General features: G+C 65.4%; 10 protein-coding genes. 3 read left to right on the top strand and 7 right to left on the bottom strand.

Annotated elements, in window-relative coordinates; translation table 11 throughout:
- Positions 1-273: 273 nt before the first annotated feature.
- The 3 genes from GPT33_RS13095 to GPT33_RS13085 all read right to left on the bottom strand — a co-directional run bounded on the left by GPT33_RS13095 (position 274) and on the right by GPT33_RS13085 (position 3611).
- A complete protein-coding gene (locus GPT33_RS13095; protein WP_296809633.1) occupies positions 274-1746 on the bottom strand; it encodes a DegQ family serine endoprotease in 1473 nt (490 codons plus the stop codon).
- A 126-nt stretch (positions 1747-1872) separates the two neighbouring features.
- Positions 1873-2649, bottom strand: a complete 777-nt coding sequence (locus GPT33_RS13090; RefSeq protein WP_296809632.1) for a YdcF family protein — start codon at positions 2647-2649, stop codon at positions 1873-1875.
- Between the two features lie 59 nt (positions 2650-2708).
- A complete protein-coding gene (locus GPT33_RS13085; RefSeq protein ID WP_296809630.1) occupies positions 2709-3611 on the bottom strand; it encodes a complex I NDUFA9 subunit family protein in 903 nt (300 codons plus the stop codon).
- A 337-nt stretch (positions 3612-3948) separates the two neighbouring features.
- On the opposite strand from GPT33_RS13085, the gene GPT33_RS13080 reads away from it, so the two are divergent.
- Positions 3949-4734, top strand: a complete 786-nt coding sequence (locus GPT33_RS13080; protein ID WP_296809628.1) for a sulfite exporter TauE/SafE family protein — start codon at positions 3949-3951, stop codon at positions 4732-4734.
- Positions 4735-4912: 178 nt separating this feature from the next.
- Here GPT33_RS13080 and GPT33_RS13075 read toward each other — a convergent pair whose 3' ends face one another.
- Positions 4913-5536, bottom strand: a complete 624-nt coding sequence (locus tag GPT33_RS13075; RefSeq protein ID WP_296809627.1) for a hypothetical protein — start codon at positions 5534-5536, stop codon at positions 4913-4915.
- Between the two features lie 11 nt (positions 5537-5547).
- On the bottom strand, positions 5548-7506 hold the full coding sequence (locus tag GPT33_RS13070; protein WP_296809625.1) for a transglycosylase SLT domain-containing protein: 1959 nt from the start codon (positions 7504-7506) through the stop codon (positions 5548-5550).
- 113 nt (positions 7507-7619) lie between these two features.
- Here GPT33_RS13070 and GPT33_RS13065 point away from each other — a divergent pair, with 113 nt between their 5' ends.
- Together GPT33_RS13065 and GPT33_RS13060 are read left to right on the top strand one after the other, a co-directional pair.
- Entirely contained in the window at positions 7620-8051 is a 432-nt protein-coding gene (locus tag GPT33_RS13065) for a hypothetical protein (RefSeq protein ID WP_296809623.1), read from the top strand.
- Positions 8052-8105: 54 nt separating this feature from the next.
- Positions 8106-8465: a hypothetical protein gene (locus tag GPT33_RS13060; RefSeq protein ID WP_296809622.1), complete on the top strand. Its 360-nt coding sequence runs from the start codon at positions 8106-8108 to the stop codon at positions 8463-8465.
- A gap of 31 nt (positions 8466-8496) precedes the next feature.
- On the opposite strand, the gene GPT33_RS13055 is transcribed toward GPT33_RS13060, so the two are convergent.
- Positions 8497-11880: an EAL domain-containing protein gene (locus GPT33_RS13055; RefSeq protein WP_296809620.1), complete on the bottom strand. Its 3384-nt coding sequence runs from the start codon at positions 11878-11880 to the stop codon at positions 8497-8499.
- 3 nt (positions 11881-11883) lie between these two features.
- A partial coding sequence (locus tag GPT33_RS13050; protein WP_296809618.1) for a response regulator occupies positions 11884-12126 on the bottom strand: 243 nt, incomplete at its 5' end.

Raw genomic sequence — 12126 nt, 5'->3', positions numbered from 1 at the left:
GGACAAGATCCGATGCACTGCCTCCCGGAACCCCGATCGGCGCGGACTTCAAAACCAACGTTTGCGCTTGGTCTTCAAAGAGAGACTCATCGCGGCAGGAATGGTTCGCAAGTCACCTCGATGACTTGTGTCGATCACCTTTATCGATGATGGACCCGGCAGCGGCGTCAGACGACGTCGTTGTCGACCGGCATCGGGACAGGGCGTTGTTTAGAGGTGCCCCGGGATCATACCCGGACCGGACCGGCGGGAATCCCTTCCCGCCGTGTGCAGCTACCAACTCAAGACCACAAAGCGCTGCATATCGTCTTTACGGACCAGCAGCAGCACCCGACCGGACTCGCGCCCTGCCTTAACGGCTTGTTGAAAGTCCGCAACGCTCTTCACCCACTCGCGGTTGACCTGCAGGATCAACGTGCCTGGCTCGATGCCCGCGACGGCGGCGATGGATCCGGGTTTCACCTCCGTGACCAAAACACCCTCGCCGGGCTGACCGCCGAACTGCTCGGCGAGCTGCGGCGTGAGGGTCTGCAGGGTAAGCCCCAGCTCCTCGCTGGTTTGGGTAGGCGAGGAGGATGCGAGCGCTTCGGCGTTCAGCGTGCCGATGGTGACGCTGAGTGCCTGCCGTTGCCCCTCGCGCACGATGGTCAGCTCCTGACTGCTCCCCGGCGGGGTCAACGCGACCCGATTGCGGAAGTTGCCGACATCGGTCACGGGCTCCCCGCGGAAGGCAACGATGACGTCGCCCTGACGCAGACCGGCCTTCCCCGCCGGGCTGTCTTCCGTCACCTGCGCGATCAGAATCCCCTCGCCCTGCTGCATCCCGAAGGATTCGGCCAGCTCCGCGGTCAGCGGCTGGATGACGATGCCGAGGAAACCGCGGGTCACCTCGCCTTGCTCGATCAGTTGGTTCGCAATGGCGTTGGCGAGATTGATCGGGATGGCGAAACCCACGCCCATGTAGCCGCCGCTGCGACTGAAGATAGCGGTGTTCATGCCCACAACGGCGCCGTCGAGATTCACGAGCGGCCCACCCGAGTTACCCGGATTGATGGCGGCATCCGTCTGGATGAAATCCTCGTAGTCGTTGATGCCCAGACTGGTGCGCCCGGTCGCGCTGACCACGCCGACCGTCAGCGTGTGGCTCAGTCCGAAGGGATTGCCGATCGCGACCACCCATTCACCGACCTCGAGCTTCGCCGAATCGCCCATGGCGAGTGCGGGCAGGCCGCCGGTCTTGATCTCGATGACGGCCACGTCGGACTGCGGGTCACGGCCGGTCACCTCGGCATCGAATTCACGCCCGTCCTGAAAGGTGACGCGGATCCGCTCGGCACCCTCGACGACGTGATTGTTGGTCATGATGTAGGTCTTGTCGGCAAGCAAACCAGTCTGTGCGGCGAACACGAAACCCGAGCCCTGCCCCATCGTGCGCGGCTCGCTGGGCGGAGCCTGGGGTGGTTGGCCATGCGGGATGCCCGGAAAAGCCTCGCCGAAGAACCGTTTGAAGAACTCGTCGCCAAAGGGAAGCGCATCGCCGAAGGGGGTCGAGAGGGGTGCCTGTGCGCTCGTCGCGCGCTGGCCCTCGACTCGGATAAACACCACGGACGGGGACACCGCCCGACCGACGGAGGCGAACGCCTTACCGGTCTCGCGCAGACTCTCGACCCCGCCGTCCAACGCCTGCGCAGGCGCGGCGAGCACCGCAACCGCAAGGAAAGACGCAATCAAAACATGCCGTTTCATCGTTATCTCCAATGAATTGAGCTGGTCAAACGAATTCGCTTAGTCGATCTCAGCGCCCGAGCTCCGCTCATGCCGGTTACGGTCGCGATGGATCGCTCGATCGCCGACCCTCGATGATCGGCGGGCTCATGACTCGGCCCAGCCTCGCCACCTGTAGACCCACCATCCGACATACTCCTTCAGGGCACGCGTGCTGTCGGACAAGGCTTCGGCGTCCGGGAGCCAACGGATGAAATGAGCCGGCTCGGGCATCACCTCGAAATCGGTCGGTGCCGGCACCGCATCGATCCCGGCCGCGCGAAAGGTCGCCAAGGCACGCGGCATGTGCAGGGCCGAAGTCACCAGCAGGACGCGATCGATGCCCTCCGCGCTCAGGATCTCCGCCGTATAGAGCGCGTTTTCGCGGGTATTTCGGCTGCGTCCCTCCAGCAGGATCGCATCGCGCGGGACGCCTAGATCGGCCAGGAAGCGCAGCATCGCATCGGCCTCGCTGCGGCGCTCGCCCGCCCAAGGCATGGAGCCGCCCGAGACGATGACGCGCGATGCCTTTCCCGCATGATGGATTCGCGCCGCATGCCAAACCCGGTCGGACGCGCGCCCGAGATCCGGATCCGGCCACTCGGGCGGGCCTCCGCGGATGCCGCCGCCGAGGACGACGACGGCATCCGCAGCCGGTAAGGCGCCAACCGGCTCACGCGCAAACCGACCTTCCAGCGACAGTCTCAATCCGTCCGAGACGATCGGTATCGACCAGAGAGCGAGCCAAAGGATCCCAACCGACAGGGCCAAGAGTCCGGAGCGACGCCAGCCCGCAATCAGGAGTGCGAGCGCCAGCACCGCCGACACGATGGAGAGCCCGAGCGGATAGGCTAATTGGCTGAGCAGCTTATCGACGTAAAGCATGAGATCGATGGCCCGGATCGCCCGAATCGTTCGGCCGACCCGAATCCGTGCTCCGGCGGCTAATTGAGATAACCGGGCACCACGGCGTCCACATCGGTCGCCGCGATGCCGAGCCGACCGAGCCCGTTGTCCCGACAGAGGCTATCGATCTGAAGAGACAGATAGTTATCCGTACTGAAGGGTTTACCCGGAAGCCTCTCGAAGATACGCGCCTGAAGACGCGCGAGACGATCGCTCAGGGCGACGACCCGGACCTTGCGCCCGATGCGACTGCCCGTGTAGGTCAGAATATCGCGCAGGGCGAAGGTGCGCGGTCCGCACAGTTCATAGATCTGTCCACGGCTCGCCGGATCCTCAAGCGTGCGAAGCATGGCGGTCGCGACATCGCCGACATAGACGGGCGCGAATCGCGCGTCGGCACAGGCCAGCGGGAAGGGACCCGGCAGCAGACGCAGCAGCGATCCGAAACGATTGAAGAGCCCGTCGCCCGGCCCGAAAATGACCGACGGACGAAACACCGTCACCGCCAGTCCTTGCTCGGCCGCCGCCAGCGCCACCGCCTCGCCCTTGCCCTTGCTGCGCAGATACTCGCTCGGACCGGCCGGGTCCGCATTCAGCGCACTCATCTGCAGGTATGCGCCGACACCGGCGGCGAGCGCAGCGCGTGTGGTCGACTCGACCATCCCGACATGGGTCTGCTCGAAGGTGCGCCCGCCTCCCTCGTTGAGGATGCCGACCAGGTTTACCACGGCATCGCAACCGGCCATCAGGTCGCGCAAACCGGTTTCGTTCCATTCATCGAGCTCGACCGGCTCGCAGCCCGGGACGAGCCGCAGGTGTCGATAGCGATGGGGATGGCGCGTCGGCACGCGCGTCCGATATCCGGCACCGGACAGGCGATTCAAGAGATGTCGACCGACGAAGCCGGTTCCCCCAATGACACAAATGCACGGATGTCTCATGATGTCGTCGTGACTCGTCTGGGGCGTCTCGGCGCCCGTGGTCGGAACTAAACCGCGTCCCGGTTGGCTCTTTGTCGCGCTCATGAGGGCTGGGCCTCGCCTCGACGTGCGAACTTGGCGAGACGCGGTTTAGGAAACTAAATAACCAATGACATTCACAGCTGTTATGGATTGACTCCGTCGCGATCAAGGTGAGCCCGGTAGCCGGGTGCGACATTGGCACAGGTCATGCGGGACGCGCAATGCGCTATTCAACCATTAGTGGTGGAACCATTTCAAAGCCTGCCGCGGCCGCCCGTCGGCCAACCGGCCCTTCGCTCGTTCAGGGCGGAACCCAGTGCTCGAGCTTCTAGCCTACCTCGCCATCGGCGTCGCCTCCGGGATGCTTGCCGGTCTCTTCGGGGTCGGCGGCGGCGTGATCGTCGTGCCGGCGCTGATCCTGCTGTTCACACAGATCGGCATGGGATCCGAGTGGATACCGCATCTCGCCGTCGGAAGCTCGCTTGCCGCCATCGTCGGGACGGGGGCGGCGTCGACCTATGCACATTACGGGCGCGGCGCGGTGCGCTGGGATCTGGTCGCCCGACTGGCACCCGGCATCGTCCTCGGCGCCTGGCTCGGCGCAGCCCTGGCGGGTATCATCCCCGAACTCTGGCTGACCCGTCTCTTTGCGGCCTTTCTGACCTATGTCGGCATCCGCATGCTGGTTCCCCGCAAGATTCAGCATGAGCGCACCCTGCCCGGCCCCAGGGGAATGTGGGCCGCGGGCGGAGGCATCGGGACGCTCTCCGCGCTGGTCGGAATCGGCGGCGGCACCCTGACGGTGCCTTTTCTCGGCAACCGTGGGATCGACATGCGCACGGCCGTCGGGACCTCGGCCGCCTGCGGTCTGCCGATCGCAGTCGCCGGTGCCATCGGATTCATGGTGGTCGGCTGGGGCCGCGAGGGATTGCCCGAGGCCAGCACCGGTTTCGTGTACTGGCCTGCCGTAGGGGCGATCCTGCTCGCCAGCATGCCGGCCGCGCCCTTGGGCGCATATTTGGCGCATCGGCTGCCGGTTGCCCTGTTGAAGCGCTTGTTCGGGGTGTTTCTGTTGCTGATCGCCCTGCGCTTAGCCTGTTAAACCGCGTCCGGTACCACATGCAATGCCTGCGCGTGGGCTTTGCTTCGTTTCGGCTCGCGGCGTCGGAGTCGACGCGGTTTAAGTTTTTCGATATTTTCTGAACCGCGTCTTACCGAGGTCTTTGGCTTCCTCGGCGTCCCGATTCACGAAGACACTGCGGATACGTTCCGGACGCGGTTCAGCCGCCCTCGAGAACGAGGCGGCGATAGAGATAGATCTGACCCTGACGATCACGCAAGACCAAGCGGCCCTGATCCAAGGCATACTCGAACTCCTGACTGAAGCTCTCGCGCCGATTGGTCAGCTCGACCCGATCTCCGCTGATGCGAATGTCCCCGTCGATGTAGCCGTTCAAAGGCGCATAGATGCGGTAGCGTGCGCCCTGAACGATCAGCAGTCCGTCGTCGCTGCCTTCCCAAACGCCTTCCAGCGGACCCATCGCCCAAGGCATCGCGCCGGCCATGCCGCTGCCTGGATTGAAGCGTTCCATCATTTGGCCTATCTGGCCCATTTGACCCGTCGGATCCATCTGCGACCCGCCGGGGAACGGCATCGTCCCCGCGCCCGGAACACCCGGCATGGCCCCGAACCCGGAAGGCCATCCGGACATGCCCATGGGATTGGGCATACCCGGCGAACCGCCGGACATGGCACCTCCGGCGGCGCCGAAGAGACCCATCGCCTCCATCATGCGCACCATGGCATCGGCCATCGCCGAGCGCGTATCGGCGAGCGCGGGCGCGACCGCCAGCGAGAGACAGATCGCGATACAGGCGAGAGAAGAACGGGAGGCGTTCGACATCAGTGTTTCATTCAGGACTCGAAAAAATCCGTGCCGGGCACGGGAGGGAGCCAATCGGATAGGCGTGTCGGCGGAAGGCCCAGACGCTCGCCGTAGATCACCCGATAGGCGAGGACACGCTCGACATAGCGACGCGTCTCGAGGTAGGGGATCGACAGGATCCAAAGATCGGCCTCGAGACAGGCGTCCGGCAGCCAGCGCGCAACACGCGCCGGGCCGGCATTATAGGCCGCCGTGGCCAAGGCGACGTGACCAAAACGATCGCGCATGCGCGTGAGGTACCCACTGCCGAGCGTGATGTTGACGGAGGGGTCGAGCAGATCCCACCGCGATGGCGGATCCAGGTCGAGTGTTTGCGCAACCTCCAGGGCCGTCCCGGGCAGCAGCTGCATGAGACCGATCGCACCGGCGTGGGAGGCCAAAGTGCCGGCAAAAACGCTCTCCTGCCGAATGACGGCGAGGATCCAGTCCGGCTCCACGCCCCGCTGCCATGCCTGCTCCTCGACGAGGGAGCGATGCGCTAGGGGAAAGCGCAACGCCATGTCGTCCCAGTATCCGGAGCGTGCCGATGCCTGAATGGCCTGGTCGTGCCAGCGCATGACGTCGGCCACGTAGGCGGCCGCCATCAGGTCGGGGCCGTCGAGATGCTCCATCAGCTCGCGCCACTCGCGGCGCATGTCCGTCTCCCGACCCAGTCGGCTCAGCTCACGCATGCGTGCGAAGGTGGAGCCGCTCGCCAGAGCCCGGATCCGCTCGGGCTCCGCGGGTGTTGCGGCATGGTCGAGTCGATAAGGCAACCCCAACCGATCCGCTGCAAGGAAGGCCCAGAGACTGCGTCCCTCGGCGGCCCGCGCCAGGGTCGCGCGCGAGACCTCGCCACGCCCGAGCTCGGCCTCCGCGCGTCCTTGCCAGTAGAGCCAGCGGTCACGCTTGACGCCACCCTCGGGCATCCGAGCGACCCACTCCACGACCCGCTCCCAGTCACGCAGGGCGACCGCCGCGCGCAGACGAGCCTCTTGCTCGGTCAGCGTACGCTCAATCGCGCGCAGGCCGTCCCAGAGCAGGAGCCCGCGCGGATCCCCGGCACGCGTCAACGCCTGTCCGATCGCCGCATGGGCGCGATCGGAGGCCGCCCCATCCGCGCGCACAACGTCTTGAAGAGACATCAACGCGTCGCCGGCCGTCTCGGGCGATCGACGTGCCAGACCAACCAGGCCATGGGCCAGGATCGCGGCGCGTTGCGGATGGCCTTCCTCGATGAACGTCGGTTCCAGGACCAGCGATGGATCGGCGTCGACTGCGCGCCACGCCGCAAAGAGGTGCTTGTCCGTATCCGGAAGAAGCCCGCCCAGATAGCCGGCGACGCCGCGCTCGCCCGCCTCCATCGCCAAACGGACGCGCTGCAGGATGCGCTCGGTGGTGAGGCCCCCGGCATCGCGCCAGGCCGCGAAGGCTGGATCGCAGGCATCCGGCTGTGACCGGGCCGACAACCACAGCGGCTCGACCCGAGCCAACGCCTCGTCGCGACGCCCCGTCTCGATGAGTGCGCGAAGGTAGAGACAGCGCCGCTCGGGGGCGCTGTCCGGCCGGTAGATCCGCGCATAATCCGACCAACGCTCGGCCGCCGCGAGTCGCGCCAGATAGGCCAGGCGCAGCCGGGTGGCGAGCTGGGTCTGCGGGAAATCAGTCAGAAAGCGCTCGATCTCCTCATCCGACGTCGCCGCGAGGTCCTGCGTCACAACAGCGAAGCGCAGGTACGGGTAAAGCGGATGCTCGACGAGACCTGCGGAAAGACGATCGAAGGTCTCCAGGTCATTCGCCTGGAGCGCCCGCTCGGCCGCCAGATACGCGGGACGATCGTGTGCGCAGGGCTGACCGAACACGCCGAGCAACACGACGAAGAACACCGTCGAAGCACGGCTTCGAGAGGCACCCGGCAGGGCACGGATAGAGGATGGACAGGCGAACATGGACGTGGGAAGAATCCTGATACTCTTGTCGGCACCCGCTCAGTCGGCGACACTTCGAGGCCGGACGCGCTCAAATCGCCGTCGCCGCCGACCACGTGGACAGGACAACGCCGATGCACTCTCGACACCCTTGCCTGAGCCTCATAGGCTTAACCGTCGCACTCTTGGGCTCTGCCGTCATCTGCGCGGCCGCCGACACGCCGAAGCTCCAAGGCATCTACTCCAACATGGAGCCGTCGGTGGAGCAAGGGGAGCTGATCGGCATCGAGGTCTTCATCCTGCCTCATGTCCAGGATCAGGATGACGGGGTCGCTTACGTCGCCTTGGTGCAGTTCGCCGATGGCCTACCGACGCGACCTCAGCTCGTCGACCTGGCGATTGAGGATGACGGCGTTGCCTTCTCGGCTGTCCACCCCGTCGAAGGGGAGATCGGGTTCAAGGGGAGCATCGACACCGAAGGGCTGACCGGACGCTTCGACGCGCTGGGCGAGGTCTCCTTACCGCGCGGGGAGAGCATCTGGCAATGGGGCGCGAGCGGGCGCTGACATGCCGGCGCCATCCGCAGCCTCCGACATTTCATTTCTCATAGAGAGACGTCAATGAAGACATTCATCCTCGCCCTGATCTTTCTCTTGATCGGAAGCGCCGTCGGAGGTTTCCTAGCACTTGGCTTCGGTGCCGGATTGGGTGCCGCGAGCGGACTGGTGATCGGATCCCAGGCCGGTGCCTGCCTGGCGATCGAGACTGCCGAAGAGAGGGGTCTGGTGACCGATCCCGCGCAGATCGACGCGCTGATCGCCGCCACGATCGCGAAGATCCGCGAGAAAAGCGGCGCGGTGCCCGCCGAGGCCGGCCTGGCGTGGATCGGCAATGCCGCCGAATGTCGCGACATCGTTCGTCAATTGGTCGAAGGCCCCGAGGCGGTCGCTCAAGCCCCTGCCGCTCCGCGAGCCGATTAAACCGCCCCTACCACCCTTCGAGCGAACGGGATCAGGACACTCGCGCGCGCACGAAGTCCTCGACCTGCAAGAACGGCAGCGGCCTGCTGATCAGGTAGCCCTGTAGCTCGTCGCACTTGAACCGCCGCAGGGAGGTTGCCTGATTCTCCTCCTCCACGCCCTCGGCGATAACCTTCAGACCGAGCGCATGAGCGAGCGAGATGATGGTGGTGGCGATCGTCGTGCTCTCCGGCGTCGTGTCCATGATTGCGACAAATGAGCGATCGATCTTCAGCGCATGGACCGGCAGCTTGGCCAGGTAGCTGAGCGAGGAATAGCCGGTCCCGAAGTCGTCGATGGCGATCTCGATGCCCATGCGGCGGACCTCGGCCAGACGCGAGACGTTGGCTTCGATATCGGCCATGACCATGCTCTCGGTGATTTCCAGATCCAGCCGGCCGGCAATATCGCCGAACTCCTCCGTCACCCGCCTCAGTGAATCGACAAAACCCGGATGCTGCAGCTGCAGGGCCGAGACATTGACCGCGACGCGCAACCCGTCGAGGCCGGCCGCCTGCCAGATCCGGGTGTCTGCAAGCGCCTTGCGGATCGCCCACAACCCAACTTCGATGATCATCCCGGTCTCCTCGAGGATGGGGATGAACGAGGCCGGGTACACCAAGCCGTCGGCAGGGTCGTTCCAGCGCAGCAGCGCCTCCAGGCCGGTGACATCGCCGCTGATGCTGCAGACCTTGGGTTGATAATGGAGCACGAACGCGTTGCGTTCGAGCGCCTGGCGCAGCCGATTCTCGCGCAACAGAGTCTCGGCGATCAGCGCATTCATCTCGGGTCCGTAGAACCGATAGCGGATACCGGAACCCTTGGCCTTGCGCAAGGCGGCCTCGGCATTGCGGATCAGTGTATCGGCATCCTCGTCGCGGCCGTTACCCAAAGCGATGCCGGCCGAGACGGTGATGTGCAGCGCGTGATCGCCGACGACGACCGGCTCATCGAGGACACTGCCCGCGGTATTCTCGATTAGGTGCGCGATCTCGGTAATCTCGTGATCACCGCTGATCACCCCCGCAAACTGATCCACGCCGATGCGCGCCACCTCGCACGCCTCGGGCCACGCGCCCGCGAGGCGACGTGCCAGCTCCCGGAGCACCTTGTCCCCGACCTGTCTGCCGAAGGTGTCGTTGATGTTGCGAAAGCGGCTGACGTCCCACACCACCACCCCGACCCGGTCGGCCGGATGATGCCGCGCGGCCTGCAACGCGGCGCAGAGATGCTCGAACAGGTGTGCACGGTTGGGTAATCCGGTGAGCTCGTCGTGATGGGCGAGATAGGCCAGCCGGTCCTGGTTGGCGATGAATTCAAGTGCAAAGGAGATGTCGTTGGCCAATTCATTGAGCAGCTCCCGCTCCTCGCCGGTAAAGAAATCGGGCTCGTTCGCGAAGATCACCATGACATCGACGACCTTGGCCTGGACCGTCAGCGGCAGCGCTGCCAACGATCGATAGCCTCGGCGCGGCAGCGCCCGGGCGCGCCTACCGAGCGGGCCAGGGTCGAGCGCGGGGTCGGGGTCACCCGGCGCATTGACGACAACGAGCTTTGCCCCGCGCACGACCTGCCTCGCCGCATCCGCCCCGAGCACGCCATCACCGCTCAGCGCGGGTCCGTCGGGGCCGATCCCGTCGCCGACACCCTGCCACGCGAGCGGGACGACCACTTCGCCCCCCGACCCCACCTCGCCGATCCAAGCCATGGCGAACCCGCCTTCGTGGACCGCTACGCGGCAGGCCTCTTGAAAAAGCCCGCGCGATTCGTGAATCCGGACGATGGCCGAATTGATGCTGCTCAGGACGGCGTACAACCGGGTCAGTCGCACGATGCGCTGCTGTTGTGCCATACGCTCGACAAACGCACCGATTTGCCCGGCCAATGCCGCGAGCGTTGCCGCCAGCGCGCCGTCCAGCTCGCCGGGCTCGGCGTGGAAGACCTCGAGAATGCCGGTGACGCGACCGCCCACCATGATCGCAACGGCACCCCCGGCGCCGATCCCAAACCGCTCGGCCGCCTGCCGCCTACGGGCATCCGGGCTGCTCCGAAGATCGGCCAGCCACAACGGGGTGCCGGTCGGCAACGCATCCACCGCAAAGCCGCTATCGGACGTCAGCGAGCGCGACGCCGCCTGCTCGAGAAACCCGGCGCCGCGTTCCGCCGAGCGACACCACACATCGACGCACTGCAGCCTGCCGTCGGTCTCCTCCACGCGCCACAGCGTCGCGGCTGAGAACCCCAGCTCGGGACATGCCACCTCGAGAACCATCTGCGTCGCGTCTTCCAAGCTCGACGCCGCATTCAGGACCTTCGCGACGCCGTACAACGCCGCCAGATGGCCTCGGGTGCGTTTGTGCTCGTCGATCTCGGCCTCGAGCTCGTTCGCGTAATTCTTCAGCTCGGCGTACAGACTTCCGTTCTCGTAAATGCGCCCGGCCTCGGCGGCGAGGATACCGAGCAGCTTCCCATCGTCCGTGGAGAATCCATCGGCACCCGGGTTGTCGAGAAGACAGATCCATCCGTAGGTCGCCGACAGTGATTTGACCGGTGCGGCGAGCAGCTCTGAAGCGATGGGATAACCCGCCGGAAGACCGAGATGCGTAGCGCTGTCGCGGGGCAGCTTGAGGTGCAGAACCGAGCCGTCGCGATAAACGCGGCCAAGCTCGCCGGCATCGAGCTGCCATGCGTCCATCCCCGGAACACCGGCCGGGTCGATACCGCAGTGAGCGAGGTGAGCGAGGACCGCGCCGTCGGTCCGGCGAACCGCCACCGTGCCGTACTGCGCTCCGAGCAAGGCACACGCCCCCCGGCAGACATGATCGAGCAGACGCTCCGGGTCGCGCTCGGAGGCGAGCTGCAGGTTGAACTCGATCAGAGCCGCCAGCTTGTCGTTGGTGTCTTGCAGCTCGGCGACCTTCTGCACAAGCTTGTCGGTGACCAAGCGCAGATGCTCGCGGTCGAACGCGCTGTCGCGCAAGGGGTTCTGGATCTCCGAGCCAGCGCCGACTTGCGCAAGTACGCAGTGCACGACGTCGATCATTTCCCGCGGCTCGAAAGGCTTGGTGACCACCTTGCTCACACCGCACATTCGAGCCAACTGCTGCGCTTCCGGCTCCAGGAAATGAGCGGAACAGAAGATCACCGGGGTCGCGGCGATCCGAGGATCGGCGCGCAGGCAGCGCACGAGCTCGTAGCCATCCATTTGCGGCATCAGGATGTCGCAGATCACCAGATCGGGCTGTTCTTCGCGCACCAGCTCAAGGGCGGCGGCGCCGTCGGCGGCCTCGCTGATCCGATGACCGAACGGCGTGAGCAGCGCAACGAGAAGATCTCGATTGACCGCGATATCGTCGACGACGGTGATGCGCGCCATGGTTTAGACCCCGTCAGCCGCCCCGCTGCGCGGCGCAGCGCGCAGGGCCGGGGGGATGTACTGCTTGAGCTCGGCAACAAAGCGCTCGACGTCGATCGGTTTTGAAAAATAGCCATCGAAACCCGCCTCGAGGACCCTCTCGCGGTCGACCGACATCGAGAAGGCCGTCACCGCGATCAGCGGCGTGCGACGCAGCAGCGCGTTTCCCTTAAGCCGCCGAGCAACCTCGTAGCCATCGAGTTTGGG

The organism is Thiocapsa sp., from assembly GCF_011390875.1.
Classification (GTDB): Bacteria; Pseudomonadota; Gammaproteobacteria; order Chromatiales; family Chromatiaceae; genus Thiocapsa.
This window is presented reverse-complemented; position numbering and strand designations above follow the sequence as displayed.